The sequence below is a fragment of the Pseudoalteromonas shioyasakiensis genome (assembly GCF_024518675.1).
GTDB classification, from domain to species: domain Bacteria; phylum Pseudomonadota; class Gammaproteobacteria; order Enterobacterales; family Alteromonadaceae; genus Pseudoalteromonas; species Pseudoalteromonas shioyasakiensis_B.
This window is the reverse complement of sequence record NZ_JANIGL010000003.1, coordinates 191,392-209,065: the sequence shown is the minus strand read 5'-3', so window position 1 is coordinate 209,065 and position 17,674 is coordinate 191,392. Positions and strand designations below refer to the sequence as shown.

The 17,674-nt window shown below is 39.2% G+C and carries 20 protein-coding genes; 17 read left to right on the top strand and 3 right to left on the bottom strand.

All coding sequences use genetic code 11. From position 1 onward, the window contains the following. Positions 1 to 21: 21 nt before the first annotated feature. Both NQT69_RS10405 and NQT69_RS10400 read right to left on the bottom strand, forming a co-directional pair. The gene (locus NQT69_RS10405) at positions 22 to 3,084 is read right to left on the bottom strand and encodes an efflux RND transporter permease subunit (protein WP_256827608.1); all 3,063 of its coding nucleotides are present in this window, start codon (positions 3,082 to 3,084) and stop codon (positions 22 to 24) included. A gap of 1 nt (position 3,085) precedes the next feature. Further along, positions 3,086 to 4,168, bottom strand: coding sequence for an efflux RND transporter periplasmic adaptor subunit (locus NQT69_RS10400; protein ID WP_256827607.1), 1,083 nt, complete (start codon positions 4,166 to 4,168; stop codon positions 3,086 to 3,088). Positions 4,169 to 4,292: 124 nt separating this feature from the next. Here NQT69_RS10400 and NQT69_RS10395 point away from each other — a divergent pair, with 124 nt between their 5' ends. After that, positions 4,293 to 5,186, top strand: a complete 894-nt coding sequence (locus NQT69_RS10395) for a LysR family transcriptional regulator (protein WP_256827606.1) — start codon at positions 4,293 to 4,295, stop codon at positions 5,184 to 5,186. Further along, positions 5,179 to 5,493: an MGMT family protein gene (locus NQT69_RS10390; protein ID WP_256827605.1), complete on the top strand. Its 315-nt coding sequence runs from the start codon at positions 5,179 to 5,181 to the stop codon at positions 5,491 to 5,493. The genes NQT69_RS10395 and NQT69_RS10390 overlap by 8 nt, the downstream gene beginning before the upstream one ends. A 12-nt stretch (positions 5,494 to 5,505) precedes the next feature. Here the strand turns inward: NQT69_RS10390 and trhA are convergent, their stop codons facing one another. Continuing rightward, positions 5,506 to 6,135 (bottom strand): PAQR family membrane homeostasis protein TrhA, encoded by a 630-nt coding sequence (gene trhA / locus NQT69_RS10385; protein ID WP_256827604.1) that lies wholly within the window; start codon positions 6,133 to 6,135, stop codon positions 5,506 to 5,508. Positions 6,136 to 6,387: 252 nt separating this feature from the next. Between trhA and NQT69_RS10380 the strand changes: the two genes are divergently transcribed. The 15 genes from NQT69_RS10380 to NQT69_RS10310 all read left to right on the top strand — a co-directional run bounded on the left by NQT69_RS10380 (position 6,388) and on the right by NQT69_RS10310 (position 17,628). After that, complete coding sequence (locus NQT69_RS10380) at positions 6,388 to 6,678, top strand: hypothetical protein (RefSeq protein WP_256827603.1); 291 nt, start codon at positions 6,388 to 6,390, stop codon at positions 6,676 to 6,678. 205 nt (positions 6,679 to 6,883) lie between these two features. After that, positions 6,884 to 7,462, top strand: coding sequence for an LON peptidase substrate-binding domain-containing protein (locus NQT69_RS10375; protein WP_256827602.1), 579 nt, complete (start codon positions 6,884 to 6,886; stop codon positions 7,460 to 7,462). Positions 7,463 to 7,526: 64 nt separating this feature from the next. Next, on the top strand, positions 7,527 to 8,150 hold the full coding sequence (locus tag NQT69_RS10370; protein WP_256827601.1) for a sigma-70 family RNA polymerase sigma factor: 624 nt from the start codon (positions 7,527 to 7,529) through the stop codon (positions 8,148 to 8,150). Continuing rightward, positions 8,143 to 8,805: a ChrR family anti-sigma-E factor gene (locus NQT69_RS10365; protein WP_256827600.1), complete on the top strand. Its 663-nt coding sequence runs from the start codon at positions 8,143 to 8,145 to the stop codon at positions 8,803 to 8,805. The genes NQT69_RS10370 and NQT69_RS10365 overlap by 8 nt, the downstream gene beginning before the upstream one ends. A gap of 8 nt (positions 8,806 to 8,813) precedes the next feature. Then, positions 8,814 to 9,767 carry a YbgA family protein gene (locus NQT69_RS10360; RefSeq protein WP_256827599.1) on the top strand — a complete coding sequence of 318 codons (954 nt, stop codon included), beginning with the start codon at positions 8,814 to 8,816 and terminating at the stop codon, positions 9,765 to 9,767. Next, on the top strand, positions 9,767 to 11,158 hold the full coding sequence (phrB, locus tag NQT69_RS10355; protein ID WP_256827598.1) for a deoxyribodipyrimidine photo-lyase: 1,392 nt from the start codon (positions 9,767 to 9,769) through the stop codon (positions 11,156 to 11,158). Before NQT69_RS10360 ends, phrB begins: the two co-directional genes overlap by 1 nt. A gap of 11 nt (positions 11,159 to 11,169) precedes the next feature. Continuing rightward, the gene (locus tag NQT69_RS10350) at positions 11,170 to 11,601 is read left to right on the top strand and encodes a nuclear transport factor 2 family protein (RefSeq protein ID WP_256827597.1); all 432 of its coding nucleotides are present in this window, start codon (positions 11,170 to 11,172) and stop codon (positions 11,599 to 11,601) included. Next, complete coding sequence (locus tag NQT69_RS10345; RefSeq protein ID WP_256827596.1) at positions 11,598 to 12,308, top strand: SDR family NAD(P)-dependent oxidoreductase; 711 nt, start codon at positions 11,598 to 11,600, stop codon at positions 12,306 to 12,308. The genes NQT69_RS10350 and NQT69_RS10345 overlap by 4 nt, the downstream gene beginning before the upstream one ends. Continuing rightward, complete coding sequence (locus NQT69_RS10340) at positions 12,305 to 13,561, top strand: NAD(P)/FAD-dependent oxidoreductase (protein ID WP_256827595.1); 1,257 nt, start codon at positions 12,305 to 12,307, stop codon at positions 13,559 to 13,561. Before NQT69_RS10345 ends, NQT69_RS10340 begins: the two co-directional genes overlap by 4 nt. Then, positions 13,554 to 14,291, top strand: coding sequence for a DUF1365 domain-containing protein (locus NQT69_RS10335; RefSeq protein WP_256827594.1), 738 nt, complete (start codon positions 13,554 to 13,556; stop codon positions 14,289 to 14,291). Before NQT69_RS10340 ends, NQT69_RS10335 begins: the two co-directional genes overlap by 8 nt. A 29-nt stretch (positions 14,292 to 14,320) precedes the next feature. After that, positions 14,321 to 15,586, top strand: coding sequence for an SAM-dependent methyltransferase (locus tag NQT69_RS10330; protein WP_256827593.1), 1,266 nt, complete (start codon positions 14,321 to 14,323; stop codon positions 15,584 to 15,586). Between the two features lie 28 nt (positions 15,587 to 15,614). Continuing rightward, positions 15,615 to 16,082 (top strand): DUF2878 domain-containing protein, encoded by a 468-nt coding sequence (locus NQT69_RS10325; RefSeq protein ID WP_306174021.1) that lies wholly within the window; start codon positions 15,615 to 15,617, stop codon positions 16,080 to 16,082. Positions 16,083 to 16,180: 98 nt separating this feature from the next. Continuing rightward, positions 16,181 to 16,615 (top strand): chalcone isomerase family protein, encoded by a 435-nt coding sequence (locus NQT69_RS10320; protein WP_372823173.1) that lies wholly within the window; start codon positions 16,181 to 16,183, stop codon positions 16,613 to 16,615. Next, positions 16,615 to 17,148, top strand: a complete 534-nt coding sequence (locus NQT69_RS10315; RefSeq protein ID WP_256827591.1) for a DUF3833 domain-containing protein — start codon at positions 16,615 to 16,617, stop codon at positions 17,146 to 17,148. The genes NQT69_RS10320 and NQT69_RS10315 overlap by 1 nt, the downstream gene beginning before the upstream one ends. Positions 17,149 to 17,352: 204 nt before the next feature. Then, the gene (locus tag NQT69_RS10310) at positions 17,353 to 17,628 is read left to right on the top strand and encodes an HU family DNA-binding protein (protein ID WP_087531527.1); all 276 of its coding nucleotides are present in this window, start codon (positions 17,353 to 17,355) and stop codon (positions 17,626 to 17,628) included. Positions 17,629 to 17,674 lie beyond the last annotated feature (46 nt).

The following is a 17,674-nucleotide window of genomic DNA, read 5'->3' as shown; positions in this document are numbered from 1 at the left end:
TGAATTACTTGGCCTTTTTTATTAGCTCTCCTTCGGCACTTTAATCTTAAATAGTACGGTATAAAGCACTGGCACCACGATTAAAGTAAGTATGGTGGCAAAGCCTAAACCAAACATGATGGTCACTGCCATTGACTGGAAGAACACATCAAATAATAGTGGGATCATGCCTAGTATTGTGGTGATAGCGGCCATAGCCACAGGGCGAACACGGCTTACTCCGGAATCAAATACAGCTTGGTAGGGGTCTTTGCCTTCGCTGAGTTCAAGGTTTATTTGATCAACTAACACAATGCCGTTTTTTATCAGCATGCCGCTTAGACTCAGTAAACCAAGCAGAGCCATAAAACTAAATGCTGCATTCATTAGCAATAAACCCGCGCTTACACCAATTATGGCAAGCGGTACGGTTGCCCAAATCACTAATGGCTTTTTAACAGAGTTAAATAACAATACTGTTACAGCAAACATGGCTAAATAGCCCAGTGGTAATGAGCCAAATATAGCTTTTTGCGCTTTAGTTGAGGACTCATACTCGCCGCCCCATTGTAGCTCATAGCCATGAGGGAGTTTTATTGCTTCAATACCACCCCTTACACGAGCAAACAGTTTAGCAGGCGTTTCATCGCCAATAACATCGTGGTCGGCCATGACTGTGATGGTGCGTTTGCGGTCGCGACGCATTATTAGGCTGTCTTCCCACTCAACCACAAAATCATCAACCACTTGGGTGACCGGTACAAATACGCCAAGTACAGGGCTATAGATTTGTAAGTCACGCAGGCTTTCAACATTTAAGCGCTCCTCAGCAGGGGAGCGGGCAATAATAGGTAATTGTTGAGTGCCATCTTTATAAACACCTACTTTTTTGCCAGATAAACTGGTCAGTAATAATTGATCTAAGTCTGTTTTAGCTATACCTAAGCGTCGTGCTTTTTGTTCATTTAGTTGCGGGCGAATTAGTTTTGAGCGCTCGCGCCAATCATCCCGAATATTAAACGCGCCGGGGTCTTGGCTAAGTACATCTTTCGCTTCTTTCGCCAATTGGCGCAGCACAACGGGATCAGCCCCAGAAAAACGCGCTTCTATTTTAGCATCGGTAGATGGGCCTATTTCCATGCGTTTTATTTTAAGTTTGGCATCAAACACATGATGGTATTCATAGTCACGTACTTTTTCAATCATGGTGGTGACTGCTTCACGGTCCTTAACTCTAATGATCAATTGCCCATATGCTGGATACGACTTTTCAGGCGCATAAGTCAACATAAAACGGGGCGCGCCTTGGCCTATTGTTGAAGTGACGTCTTCTACTAGCTCATCTTTTTGTAAAAAGGCTTCAAGTTTTGATACACCATCCATGGTCGCATGGATATCAGCTCCTTGGGTATGCCAATAATCGACATAAAACATGGGGGTGTTCGATGCAGGAAAAAACGCTTGTTTGATAAACTTAAAGCCAAATACGGAGCTTACAAGTAACACCGCCATCAATAACAAGGTTGTTTTACGAAAGCGCATTGCATTGCGTAACAGGCTTTTATAGATATTGAAGATAGCGCCTTGATAAGGGTCTTCATCATGGCTTTGCTCTTTAACTTCGGACTGTTTAAACATTAAATCAGCAAAGAATGGAGTAAGCGTGATTGCTGTGATCCAGCTTAACAGCAATGAAATCAGCAATACCCAAAATAAGCTGCCAGCAAATTCACCACTGGCATCAGAACTAAGGCCTATTGGTGCAAAAGCTGTGATTGCGATAACTGTTGCGCCCAACAACGGCCACTTAGTTTGCTGCACAATATTTGTTGCCGCTTTAACTTTTGTTTGTCCACGCTTTAGGTTGATTAATATGCCTTCGGTGACAACAATGGCGTTATCTACCAACATACCTAATGCAATGATCAGTGCTCCTAAGGATATGCGTTGTAAGTCAATGGCAAAAAGTTTCATAAATATGAAGGTACCCAAGACGGTTAGTAATAAAATGAGGCCAATGAGCACGCCACTTTTAAAGCCCATAAATACCAGTAATACAATGATGACTATAGCCACGGCTTCTAATAGACTGACTATAAATCCACTCACTGATTTTTCTACTTCAACCGGTTGGTTGTAAACGGTATTGATTTCCATCCCATGTGGTCGCTGATATTCTAGTGATGCTAAATGTGCTTGAATATTATCGCCTACATCAACAACATTGACGCCGGTACTAAAAGACACGCCCACTAATAAAGCTTGTTGTTGGTTATAGCGCATGACATTACTTGGCACTTCTGCATACTCACGATATACAGTTGCTACATCACCTAAATATATGAGTTCACTGGCGCCAGGTTTTGAGATCAATAGGTTCTCAAGCTCAGTAACATCGTTAAATTCTCCCGTTGGGTGTAGACGAATAGATTCATCGCCAACACGAACTTTACCCGCATTTGACACGGTATTTTGTGATTGTAACAATTGATAGATTCGATTGGGGGCAATACCCAGTTGCGCTAATTTACGGGTTGAAATTTCAACCATGACTTGCGCTTGTTGTTCGCCACTAACGGTGACTTTGCTGACACCTTCGACTAAGACCAGTTCTCGCTTTAAATAATCAACGTAATCTTTAAGTTCGTCATAAGAGTAACCATCTCCAGTGACGGCATACATGACCCCATATACATCACCAAAGTCATCTAAAATGGTGCTTGGGTAAACGCCACTAGGTAATGAGGAAGCATTATCGTTGATCTTACGACGTAGCTCATCCCAAATTTGACGTAAATCTTGCTTACGATAAGTGCTTTTCATCTCCACAGATATTTGCGATTTACCGGGCGATGAAATGCTGGTTACGTAATCTACGTAGGGCAGTTGTTGAATGGCGTTTTCAATTGGGAAAGTGACTTCTTCTTCAACTTGTTGTGGTGACGCACCGGGGTATAGCGTGATCACCATAGCTTTTTTTAATGTGAATTCAGGATCTTCAAGTTGTCCGAGGCCTAAGTAAGATACCACGCCACCGACTAACAATAGCAGTGCAAACATCCAGCTTATCACTTTGTTTTTGATAGCAACTTCTGCAAAACTCATGCTATAAGCCTCGCTCTTTATGCCAAGGACGCACTTGCATCCCTTCTTCAAGATAGTGGACACCAGCCGCAACCACTGTTTGGCCTTGTGTTATTCCTGAAAGCACCTCGATACCACTACGATGTAATTGCCCAACTTTAACTGCTTGTTTAGTTACTTTGCCGCTCTGTTTGTCATAAAGCCAGACATAGCTGCTATTGGCTGATTCGGTTGGTTCAGAGAAGACAGCTTCTACAGGTAATAAAGTATAATGTGACTGTGAATGGGTAATTTTACTTAAATCAATGTCGACGCGACCTGTCATTCCGGCAAGTAGGTTAAAGTCTTCAGGAACCGGTAATGAAAATACCACCTTATAAGTTAGTGTGGCAGGATCGGCTTGGGTATCAAACTCTTTAATGGTTAGCGTGTAAGATTTATCTGGGTAGCCATCAAAAACAACAGTTGGTTGATAATGTGCGTCTTTATCAATACGTGCAATGAGCTTTTCAGGCACTTGGATAATTACATCCATTAAATCACGGGTTTCTAAACGCAGAATGTTTTGTTTGGCTTGGATGTTTTCATAGTTTTTTACAAACACCTTTGCCACCGTGCCACTAAAAGGAGCGCGTAACTCACTATTATCTAAATTCGTTTTTGCTATTTTTAGAGCTGACTCTGCAACTTGTTTATTGGCCAATGCTTGGTCTAGTTCAGATTGACTGGTAATCGATTTTTTGAATAATTTTTCAACCCGCTCTAACTGTGATTGTGCCAGTTCAAAGCGTGCTTTTCGTTCATCATATTGTAACTCAAAATCTTCTGGGTCAAGTTTGGCAAGTAGTTGACCTTTTTCTACATGTTGGCCTGCCAATGCAGGAAATTCCAGTAATTCGCCATTGACCCTAAATGCTAAATACGAACCTTGGTTTGCTACTACCTCTGCCGGAAAACTGCGTATGGTTTCGTCTGAATTAACATCAATTTCAAATAACTTTACTGGTCGAATAGGCTGTTGTGCAGCCGTCTGGTCATCTGCTTCTTTACAGGCGACTAAACTCAGTAATAATATCGATACAATTAAAACTGGCGACAGTTTCATGGTCTTCTCCGTGGCTATGAAAACATAAATTAGATGCAGCATACGCCGCAAACATATAAAATAAAAATTATTAAATTTTAAAAAGTTCATAAATAAAAATTATGAAGATTAATTTGGGTACTTAATGAACCTTGTGCAATTAAAAATGCTTGATGCGATTGTGCGTACACAAAGTCTTTCCAAAGCGGCCAGTGAATTACATAAATCACAACCGGCACTGACATTGGCGATTAAAAAGCTAGAGTCAGAAATTGGCTTTGAATTACTCGATCGTAATCAATATCGATTAACACTGACTGAAAAAGGTAAGTTGTTTCACCGAGAGGCTGCACAGTTGCTCAGTGCGCAGTCACATTTGACTCAGCTTGCCAATGAGCTTGCCCTAGGCAATGAAGCTAATTATAAAATTTGTTATGAACAGCTTTGTCATGCGCCTTATTACAACGATATTATTTGCGATGTATTCACTCAGTATCAAAGTACAGAATTTAGCGTAAGTAGCGGAAAACGTTTTGCATCCTTAGAGCAAGTCAATACTGCTCAGGCTGATTTAGGGATTGGTCCATGGTTTGATTTGTTTCATGCTACAGGAGACTTGGAAAGCTTACCTATTGGTAAACTTGATATTGGAATTGTGTGTGCGAAGGGCTTAGTGCCAAAACGGGTTAACTATGCGCAACTTCAACACTATCCATGTTTAGCTATGTTTGAAAGTGAGATGAGTTTTGATTCTGAGCGGCTATCGTACTCAAAAGGCTCAGCAATTATGAAGATCGATGATATCGCAACCTTAAAGTCTTTTTTAATTACGGGTGCAGGCTGGGCTATGATAAGTTTAGCCCATTGCCAACATGAGCTTGAATCAGGGCTGTTGCAACAGGTGGAAGTGATTGATAGAGAACATATGTTTAGTGCACAAATTAGAGTTTTTAGACAGCACTCAATTCACCATGGGCCAGTAGCGCGCGCCATTTGGCAAGGATTTAAACAAGCAAGTGAACGATTTTTAAATGACTAATAGTGAAGTATCCAAAGAAGATAAAATTTATACCGTTATGGCCAATATTCCCCTCGGTCGTGTGGCAAGTTATGGTCAAGTTGCTGCCATGGCTGGGCTGGCAAAAAATGCACGTTTGGTGGGGCGATTGCTAAAGCTGATGCCAAAAGATTCAACTATTCCTTGGCATAGAGTTATTAATAGCCAAGGGAAAATATCGTTTCCTGAAGGTTCCCCTCAATACCTTAAGCAATATCAATTACTACAAAGCGAGGGGATCATCTTTAAAAATGGCAAAGTAAATATGCGCATTTACCGCTGGCAGTAGCATAGTGACTGACTAGAAAATATATTGGCTAATTGATATATAGTGACAGACGCAACCAAAAATCACAAAAACATGCCAAATAGCATGACTAAACTGGCGTTCTTTTGCACTGTAAAAAAGCGTTCCTAAGCTATAGAAAATACCGCCACTTAATAACCACCACAGTGCATTTACATTTACGTTTAAATAAAGTGGGTAGACAATAGCCACAGCAAACCAGCCCATTAATAAATAGGTTGCGAGTGATACGCGTTTGTTTTGATTTTTTACTAGCAGCTTATAACACACCCCACCAATTGCTAACGACCAAATAAACACCAGCGTTAAAAGTGACAATGTACCACTCAGTGAAAGAACGAGAAAGGGCGTATAAGTGCCTGCAATTAATATATAAATTGCACAGTGATCGCACTTTTTATAAAACGCACGAGCACGTGTACTAACACTGCTGTGATAAAGTGTTGATGCTAAAAACAGCAAAAATAAACTGCTGCCATACACAATTGCACTGGTTATGTGTGCAGTGCTTTGTGATTTAGTCAGTAACTCCCATAAAACATAAACCGAAAAAATAACCCCAGCCCCATGGGAGAGCGCATTTAATTGCTCTTCCTTTTGAGAATAAGCGGGAACAACACTCATAGCATACTCATAAGATAGATAAAGTGATTTCAGTGTACAAGTGTACGCTGAAATTATCAATGCAAAAATGTGAACTAATTTTTAGTTAAATTAACCACTTTTACTGGTTAAATTTACTATCGGATGAATGTGGGCTGAAATCAATGTAATTAAACTTGTTTAATATTAAAGGAATACGATTTATTTTTCACTTGGCACAACCTTTGATTAAGTAATAGCGACTAACTTAATAACTCGATAAGGAATACCATTATGAAAAGCTATATCAAATTATCTGTTGCGGCACTTTTGGTTGTTGGATCTACACAAGTAAGTGCAACTGAAGTTCAATTAGACTTAACTCAAACAATTTCTAATACCATTTCAAGCTACATTGAAAGTACAAGCAATGAATTGAAAAGTAAATTACAGCAGTCTTTATTTACTGATTCACAAAAATCGTTGACACAATTTATAGCAACAACACAAGCGAATGATACAGAGGCTGAAAATATTGCTACTCAACAGTTGGTAGTAGTAAATACGGCTAGTATTGAGGAATAACATGATGAGCAGTGAATTAGGATTATTTGTTTTAATGATTGCGCCTGTATTAAGCTTACTAAGTGCATATGCTTCTTTTGAACTATTACGTAACCTTGGACAATGGTTGAATATAGGCTAATTAGCTAAAACATTTTTTGATGTTGATCTTATACACTGCGGTGCACGTAACGTAATGCATAGTTAATTAGAGAAGTAGGGCAATATGATACGTGCAATCTTTCCACTCCCTGTATTTATTTTACCGCAGGGTTATACGCGATTAAGAATTTTTGAAACGCGCTACCTTGAGATGGTTAAAGAATCATTAAAAAATGACTCATGCTTTGTACTATGCCTCTATGATCAAGATGCACAGTTAAACGTACCAGAGTATGGATGTTTAGTTGAAATTATTGATTTTGATAAAGATGAAAACGACCATTTGCTGATTGATGTTGTTGCAAAATCATTAGTTAAAATTAGCAATGTTAGCCAAAATAAAATTAACTTACGCCATGGTAAAGTAGAAACGGTGGAATCACCACAGTGGCTGTACCAATCCCAACCTATGACTACACAAAATGATTATTTAAAAACATCTCTAGAGCTTGTTTTTAATCAGGATCATGAAATTGCTGCATTATATAAGCACACTGAATTTGATAACTTAGCCTGGGTTACGGCTCGTTGGCTTGAGTTGCTTCCTATTTCATACGAGAAAAAACAACAGCTTGCGTTTAGTTCTAGCTTTGCCAATATTCAAACTTTCCTCCATACTGTAATTAATAACGAACTTACCTAAAAAAGTGATCCCATTCTTTTATTGTTGCGTATTAACTAGTAGTGAATACAAAGGGGAACTAACAATGGTAAGTCAACAACCGTCAACACGTTGTACACCTAATACAGGTAACTTCACTGCCATGGAACAAACACCAAGCAAAGAGCTCGCTGATGCGCTATTTGCAGTTGCAACACATAGAGATAAAAAAGCATTTGCGTACTTATTTGCTTATTTTTCACCGAAGATAAAACGTTTTGGTATCAAGCAGTTTAACTCAGAAGCGCAAGCTATGGAGTTAGTGCAAGAAACCTTGACTTCGGTATGGCGCAAAGCCCATCTTTATAACAATGATAAAGGTGCTGCTACGACTTGGATTTACACTGTGATGCGTAACGCTTCCTTCGACATGCTGAGAAAAATGAAAAGCACTAAAGAAGAGTGTATCAGTGAAGATATTTGGCCTTTGATAGAACAAAATGAAAACGAAAACTTCGAATTTAGTGATCATTTAGAAGACAAACAAATCAAACAATACCTTGAAAACCTTCCTCAAGCGCAAAGAGATGTCGTCAGAGGGGTTTATTTTCAAGATATGTCGCAAGAACAGCTTGCTGATCAACTCGGGATCCCTGTGGGAACAGTTAAATCAAGATTACGCCTAGCGTTACAAAAACTTCGCAACGAGATGGGAGATAACCATGATTAAACACCATCCATCAGACGCGCTACTTGCGCAATACGCAAGCGCAGCCTTACCAGCTAGCCTTAATGTGGCTGTGGCAATCCACGTTGACATGTGTCCGTGTTGCAAAGCCAAAGTTGCTGCTATCGAAGCGAGTAACGCAAAAGCTATTTTTACTGAAGACACTAATCTGGTTGAAGATGATGAGGTTATTGAAAATGGCGAATTAATGCTCGAAGCCATCATGATGGATGAAGGTGTAGACGATATTTACGACGTGCAACCAAAGCAAGTAACTATCAATAAGCAAAGTTACCAACTACCACGCGCACTTTCTCGCATTGCGCACAGCAAGTTTATGCAAATGGGTAAATTATCTCGTTCGCGCATAGCACTTGAAGATGGCCCATTAAGATCCAGCCTATTTCATATTGCCGCAGGTGGGGAGATACCAGAGCACACTCACACAGGCTTTGAGTTAACACTGTTATTGGCCGGTGAATTCAGTGACGAAACGGGTGATTATGTTGCTGGTGACTTTATGTGGTTAGATGGACGTCATAACCACACCCCGATAACGAAAGAAGGTTGTTTATGCTACACAGTTGTAAGCAGTGCACTACACTTTAATAAAGGGTTAAGTAAATTATTGAACCCTATTGGTAACTTTATTTACTAGGAGTGTCTATGCAACAATCAACAATAAAAATAGGAATTAGCGCTTGTTTGGCTGGTGAAAAGGTGCGTTTTGATAGCGGCCATAAAAAGTCTAACTTTTGTATGGATGAGTTTGCCAAGCATGTAGAGTATAAAAGGTTTTGTCCTGAAGTTGCCGTCGGTTTACCTATTCCTAGACCGACGATTAGGCAAGTTCGGGTAGGCGAAACTATCAAAGTTTGCCGTCCAGACGGCACTGGCGATGTCGGGCCAGAATTAACGCAGTACGGTAAAAAAATTGCTACTGAGCAATCTTCAGAGCTTAGCGGCTTTGTATTTTGTGCTAAAAGCCCGAGCTGTGGCATGGAGCGAATTAAGATTTATAATGAGGCCGGAACAGGAAATACCTCAGAAGGCATCGGCTTTTTTGCTCAGCAAATAATGGCACATAATCCATTACTGCCTTGTGAAGAAAATGGCCGGTTAAACGACATGCATTTGCGTGAAAATTTTGTCATGCGGGTGTACGTGTATAAGAACTGGCAGCAACTTCGGGAGCAAGCGTTAACCGTTCATCGCTTAACCCAATTCCATGCCCAATATAAATACTTATTAATGGCCCATAACTATCAAGCTTACAAAGACTTGGGCAATCTACTGGGTACGTTTGAAGGTAATGATGTTGAGGCGTTAGCTGATCAGTATATTTTGGGTTTAATGACTGCACTGAAAAAGCCTGCTTCTCGCAAAAACAACAGCAACACTTTAATGCATTTACAAGGGTATTTTAAAAAGGTGTTGTCTAAAGTAGAGAAGCAAGAGTTAAGAGGTGCCATTGATGAATACAGAGAAGGGCTTGTGCCTTTATATGTTCCTCTGACCTTACTAAAACATCACCTGAAAGTTCACCCTAACGATTATTTAGATAAGCAGGTCTTTTTCAACCCTTACCCAAATGAACTTAAATTACGGTACGGCATTTAATGGAAACACTCTTTTGGTTTAGGCGCGATTTGCGCCTTTTTAATAACTTTGCTTTATACGATGCGATTGAGCAAGGGGCTAAACACGCAGTATTTTATATTACGCCAGTGCAGTGGCAAAAGCATGGTGTGGCTGCTATTCAAATTGATTTACTTAAACGCAGGCTTGTTTATTTAGGTAACTTACTTGCACAACATGGTATTACACTGCATGTTTTGCAAGCTGATGATTACCACTGTTGTGTCGAGCAGTTAACAGAGTTTTGTGTTGCTAACCAAGTAAAAAAAGTTCTTGCAAATAAAGAGTATGAGATAAACGAGCAGCAACGGGATACACAGTTCGTATCCATGGCGGATAAGCAAGGCTATTCGTTTTATTTATATGATGGTGATGTCATCGCCCCCCCTGGCACTGTCACGACAAAATCCGGTGAAATGTATAAAGTATTTACACCGTTCAAAAACGAATGGTTAAAACAACACCAAGATAGCCATTTTTCTTTTAGAGCAATGCCACGTACTTTTACTGAAATTGAATGGGTAGCACCTGATTTACTTAAAAGTGATAACAGCTCACAAAAGTGGCCAGTGGATGATGAGTCTCTCAGTCAGATCATTCAACGCTTTATTGATGATAAATTAATGGGTTATAAAGAGTCACGAGACTTTCCTGCAATTAAAGGAACATCAGGACTCAGCCCATACTTAGCATTAGGTATTGTCAGTACTTTTCAACTAATTACGCTAGTACAGCAACAGTATATTGATGTACTTAGCAGTGCGAAAAGCAACTTATTTACTTGGGTCAATGAATTAGTTTGGCGTGAATTTTACCGCCATTTGTTAGTTGCTTACCCATCCTTAAATAGATACCAAAACTTTAACGAAAAATACAATGCAGTAAAGTGGCGTGATGACCAAGCCGACTTTATTGCATGGTGTGAAGGTAAAACAGGTTATCCGTTAGTCGATGCTGCAATGCGACAACTTAAACAAACGGGTTGGATGCACAACCGATTGCGTATGGTTGTAGCGAGCTTTCTAACTAAGCATTTGCTTATAGATTGGCGTAAAGGCGAGCGTTATTTTATGAATCACTTAATCGATGGTGATTTAGCTTCAAATAATGGCGGTTGGCAATGGGCTGCGAGTACAGGATGCGATGCACAACCGTATTTTAGAATATTTAATCCAATTACCCAAAGTGAACGCTTTGATCCAAATGGCGAATTCATTCGTAAATATGTACCAGAGCTGGGAAGTGTGCCTGATAAACAGATCCATTTTCCACATAAATATTTAACGAGCATTGGGCGTGAAGCTGATTATTGGCCTGCGATTGTTGACCATAAAGCAGCACGAGAAAGAGCACTTGATGCATTTAAGGTATAACAAGGAATACGATGAGCGAATCCAGAGTTGCAACCTTTGTCACTATTTATCAGCAGTTAAATAAACACACCTTGCATTTATTGGCTGATATTTATCATCAAGATATTGTTTTTTCAGATCCTCTTCATAAAGTTTCTGGAGTTGCGCAGTTGCATGATTACTTTGCCGATTTATACAGCAATGTTAGCGAATGTAACTTTGCTATAAACGCAACATATTGTAGTGACGATGATGCTTTTATTTATTGGGTTATGACTTATCGTCACCCAAAGCTTGCCGGTAATAAACAAATCGACGTTAGTGGGCACAGCCATCTTGTTTTTCAACAAAATAAAATTATTCAGCACCAAGATTTTTTTGATGTCGGTGCATTGCTCTATCGCCACATACCTATTGTTGGCTCAGTCATCAAACTTATTGATAAGCGAGCAACGGGCGTATGATTACTTTAATTACAGGTGCGACCTCAGGCATTGGCGAGCAATTAGCTAAAAAGTATGCAGACTTAGGTGATACGGTGATCGCGTGTGGTCGCAATACACAAAAGCTGATACAGCTTGCTCAACATCCTCAAATTGAAGCGTGTGAATTTGATGTTACTGATTTACAGGCAATAAAGAGTGCAACTATAGCTTATACACATTTTGACCGAGTTATATTGAATGCAGGTAACTGTGAATATATTGATGATGCCAGACATTTTGACAGCAACCTATTTAGTCGTGTTGTGACGACTAATTTACTCTCCATGGGGTATTGTTTAGAGGCATTATTACCTAAAATCAAACCGGGTGGGCAACTTGTTTTGGTCAGTTCAAGTGTGACTTATTTGCCGTTGCCTCGCTCTGAGGCTTATGGTGCATCAAAAGCGGGGGTAAGTTATTTAGCCAAAAGCTTGGCCGTTGACCTAACGGATGTTTATGTCACCTTGGTTCATCCTGGTTTTGTTAAAACCCCATTAACCGATAAAAATGATTTTCCTATGCCAATGGCTGTTAGTGCAGAAAAAGCAGCGGATTATATTATTTCTGGCGTGAAGAAACGTCGCAAAGAAGTCCATTTTCCCTACCGCTTTACACTTATTTTAAAATGTCTTCGCATATTACCTTTGCCACTTTGGCTTAAACTTGCAAAAGGATTATCCCGTTGAAAAAAATAGCAATAATAGGCTCTGGTATTTCTGGTTTGAGCTGTGCTCATTTACTGCATAAATACCACGATGTAACCGTATTTGAGAAAAATAATTATATTGGTGGTCATACCGCTACGGTCGATGTGGACATTGAAGGAATTGAATACGCAATTGATACTGGCTTTATTGTGTTTAACGATAGAACTTATCCCTATTTTGAAAAATTGTTAAAACGTATTGGTATTGAAAGAAAGCCGACTGAAATGAGCTTTAGCGTTCATAATGAACAAACTGGTTTTGAGTATAATGGCCATACATTTATTAGCTTATTTGCACAAAAGCGCAATTTATTGCGTCCACGATTTTACAAATTGTTGCGTGATATAGTCCGTTTTAACACATTGTGCAAAACACTCCATGCGGATAATAATTATATTCAAGAACAAACCCTTGGTCAGCTATTAGATCAACACCAATTTAATACGTTTTTTCGTTACCATTATATTTTACCTATGGGGGCTGCAATTTGGTCTACCAGTATTAAAGAGATGACTCATGTTGGAGTTGAATTTTTTGTCAAGTTTTTCTATAACCATGGTTTATTAGACATCACTAACAGGCCGCAATGGTATGTGATCCCGGGTGGCTCACGCGAATACATTACGCCATTGATTGACGGCTTTTCAGATAAAATACGTTTAAACAGCAATATTGAAACGGTATCAAGAGCTGATGACAAAGTTACAATTCATTTTAAAGGTGGTCAATCAGAACAGTTTGATAAAGTGATTTTTGCCTGTCATTCAGATCAAGCTTTAAAGCTATTGCAAACCCCAACGGCTGACGAGCAGGCTATTTTAGGCGCTATTCCTTATTCAGAAAACTCGGTTATATTACATACCGATACAACTATTTTACCGAAACGAAAAGCAGCGTGGGCCAGTTGGAACTATTTGCTTAATGACAGTACTGATAAAGCGGCGGTTGTGACCTATCAAATGAACATCTTACAAGGGATAAAAAGCGATACTCAGTTTTGTGTCACCTTAAATCATAAAGAGGGTATTGATAAGCAAAAAATCCTTCGTGAGTTTACTTATCATCATCCGGTATTCAATAAAACATCTATTGCCGCTCAGCAACAAAAAGGGCAAATAGATGGATGTAATAATAGCTATTTTTGTGGCGCATATTGGTATAACGGCTTTCATGAAGATGGCGTAAAAAGCGCCGTTGATGTTGCTCGCCAGCTAGGTATTGAGTTTGAGTAGTGCAGTCTACACAGGGGACGTAAGGCATCGTAGGTATGCGGTAAAAGCACATCAATTTAAATACCCTTTGTATATGATGTGGGTTGATTTATCAGACCCTGAATCATTGGATAATGTGCATCCTATGCTTGGAACTAAGGGCTTCAAAGCATTAAAGTTTACCCAATCTGATTACTTACCATCGCCTTCTTTACACGGTGAACCTATCTACTCTCGGGCACTGTCTAAAATAGCTCAGTTGGGTGTGACGCAATCATTCTCTGCTATTTATATGCTCGGGCAGTTGCGCTGTTTGGGCATATATTTTAGCCCAGTAAACTTTTTCTTGTACCAATCAAATACAGGCCATTTTACTCATATGGTTGCCGAGGTGAGTAATACCCCTTGGAATGAGCGACATTATTATTTGGTCGAACTTGACAAAAAAGTGAACTTTAAAAAGGTGTTTTCCGTATCACCTTTTATGGATTTGGATATGAATTACCACTGGTCTACCCGGTTTAGTAATGACAAGGTACTTATTCATATTGAAAACAAAAAAGATAATGAGTTGTTGTTTGATGCAACACTTAGGCTTAAACGTCAGCCGTTAAATAAACAACAGGTTTCAGCTGTATTAAAGCAGTTTCCTGCAATGACATGGACTATTTTTAAAGGTATCTATATCCATGCTTTTAAGTTGTTTATAAAGCGGGTACCGTTTATAGGTCACTCAGGAAGCGGCACTTAAGTCAGCTTCATAACTAGTTAGGTGATGTAATGGAAAAAGTATCCAGTTTATCAAATAGCCACTCAAGTAGTTGGTTAATAAAAATTTACAAAAAGCTGGTTTTTGCTGCATTCAATAGTATTGAAGTCGGTCAAATAACGTTAATTGATGGTAACGATGTTTTTCATTTTGGCAATCAAAGCGATAAAACCCTATCGGCAAAGCTTACTGTTAATGATAGTGCTATGTATAAAGCGTTTGCGCTCAGTGGTAGTGTGGGGGCAGGTGAGTCTTACATTTTAGGTCATTGGGATTGCGATCAGTTAACTAAATTAATTGAAATATTTGCTATAAATCAGGCTCAGCTAGATGCATTTGAAAAAAAATTCGCGTTTTTTAGTAACATCCACTTTAGGTTAAATCATTTAAAAAACAAAAATTCTGAGCAAGGATCGAAAAAGAATATTGTTGCTCATTATGATTTAGGTAATGACCTTTATTCTGCCTTTTTAAGTACAGAAATGTTGTACTCCAGTGCTGTTTATCCTTCAAAAGATGCCACCTTAGAACAAGCACAAAGCCATAAGCTCGACCTTATTTGTCAGCAAGTTGACTTACAACAAGGTGATACTGTGATTGAAATTGGCACTGGCTGGGGAGCTTTTGCTATTCATGCTGCTACTCATTACGGGTGTCACGTGACCACCACGACTATTTCTGATGAACAATACGCGTATGTTGAAGAGAAAATACACCGTTTAGGCTTAACAGATAAAGTGACCTTGTTAAAACAAGATTACCGTTTGCTTGAAGGGCAGTTTGATAAACTGGTATCTATTGAAATGATTGAGGCCGTTGGTCACGAGTTTTTGCCAAGCTTTTTCAAAAAATGTAATGAGTTACTCAAAGAATCCGGTGCTATGTTGATTCAAGCAATTACAATTGCTGATCAGCGTTATCAACACTATCTGAAAAACTCTGATTTTATACAGCAGTATATATTCCCAGGTGGTTGCTTGCCGTGTATTGATGAAATGAATAAACAAATTATGCAGCAATCAAATATGGTTGTGCATAGCGTTAAAGACATAGGCGTTCATTATGCCCGCACGTTAGCTGATTGGCGCACTCGTTTTATCGCGAGCTGGCCTGAAATCGATAAAAAGAAATTTGACCAACGTTTTTATCGACTTTGGTTATTCTATTTGGCTTATTGTGAAGGCGCTTTTCGCACCAGGGTAACCAGTACGGTGCATTTAGTAGCACGTAAACCCCGTTTTAGCCATTCGAGTGATGATATTGCGCTCAGTTATTAACTTTGCACTGTTTCAAGGAGTTTGGTTTATGGCCTTACTCTTTGAAGACAATGCCTTGTTGCCGATAGGTATCATCATCGGTGTAATGTTTTATCTCTCGAAGCAAATTAAACAAGACATTTTAATCGTTTTGTTAGGCCTTGCAATATCGTTGAGTTTTGAATTTCTCATGGTGCAACTGGGGTGGATAGCTTTTAAAGTGTACCCTTACCCTATCTGGTTTATATTGCTATGGTCGGCTTTATTACTCACTATCAATTCATCTATGGGCTTTTTAACTAAGCTGCCTTGGTTTGTGTCTGTACTCATCTGTACTGTATTTGCCCCTGCAAGTTATTGGGCCGGTGCCCGCTTTGATGTTATTTCAATTATGTCACCAGTTTGGCATTTTTGGCTTAGCTATGGCTTAGCGTGGGCGCTGATGTTCAACATTATCTTAATAATAAATAAAAATATTGCGAATAAGTGGTATCAATCCGATCGTAGCGACACTTAATCACGTAGTAATAGTTATTAATTATAAAAAGGTGTGTTATGGGTATCTTTCTTAGTCGTTCTGTATGTTGCGCTATCGTGTTTATTTCTTTCTATTCTATGGCAATAGAATTTAAAACCGTCGGGCAAAGCCGTTTTCAGTATTATTTTTGGGATGTGTACGATGCAACACTTGCGACTCCTTCTGGCACTTATAAATCAGCACAACACCCAGTAAAGCTGTCTTTGACCTACCTAAGAGACTTCGCCGCAAAAGATATATTAAACGCCACTAACGAGCAGTGGCAGCACTTAGGAAAAGTGGAATTAATCGGAAAGTATGATCAGCAATTATTGAGTTTGTGGCCAGATATAAAAGAGGGTGAAACGCTCAGCTTTGTTACTGACGCTCAGGGTCATGGGGTTTTTTATCATCAGCAAAAAAAGCTTGGTGGAGTCGAAGCCAAAGGTTTTGCAAATGACTTTTTGGCCATTTGGCTCTCAGCTGACACGTCAGAACCAACAATGCGAAAACAATTAATAGGAGCGCAATAATGAAACATTTAGCTAGCATATTGACCTTATTGGTTTGTATTTTTTTAGTAAGCTGCGCAGCACCCGATGTCGAGCATTACAAAAGCTCAAGTCCAGAGTTTAACTTTAAACAGTTTTTTAATGGTAAATTAAAAGCTTACGGAGTCGTGCAAGACTATAAAGGTGAGCTAACCAGAAAGTTAGTGGTTGATATGCACGCTTACTGGGAAGGGAATAAAGGGACAATTGAAGAAGATTTTGTTTATGATGATGGCCAAAAGCAGCGCCGCGTTTGGCATATTACACTCAATGATGATAATACTTTAACAGGCACTGCAAGTGACGTCTTGGGGATAGCTCAAGGTAAAAGCAGTGGCAGTGTGTTTCATTGGACCTATGCGCTAGTGTTAAATGTGGATGATAGTGAAATTGAAGTTAACTTTGATGATTGGATGTACTTGGTAACACAATCACGCTTGATTAACCGCACAGCTATTGATAAGTTTGGGGTTGAGGTCGGGGAAGTGACCTTAGTTATCGAAAAAGTTGAGTGATTTAAATCTCCCTGATTGAACTGTTTAATAGCGTTTATTCAGTATTGATTAATGAAAAACCATACTTTCTTCGACAATTTATTTAAATTTTACTCATTTTTTAAGAATTTAAGCAAAAATGGCAATTTGCTGTTGCCAATACTTTAAAAATGCATAAAGATAGGTTTTGCGAAGGCAAAATAATAACGAATAGGAATTTAACAAATGAATAAAGCTCAATTAGTTGAAAAAATCGCTACTGATGCAGAAATCTCAAAAGCAGCAGCTACGCGTGCACTTGATGCATTCACTGGCGCAGTTACAAACTCTCTAAAAGAAGGTAATTCTGTTGCATTAGTAGGTTTTGGTACTTTCTCTGTAAAAGAGCGTGCAGCACGTACTGGTCGTAATCCACAAACGGGTGCAGAGATCCAAATCTCAGCGGCAACTATCCCAAGCTTTAAAGCGGGTAAAGGTCTTAAAGATCAAGTTAATCCTTAATAAGCATTTTTATCTTATTAATAAAAAAAAGGGCTATTTAGCCCTT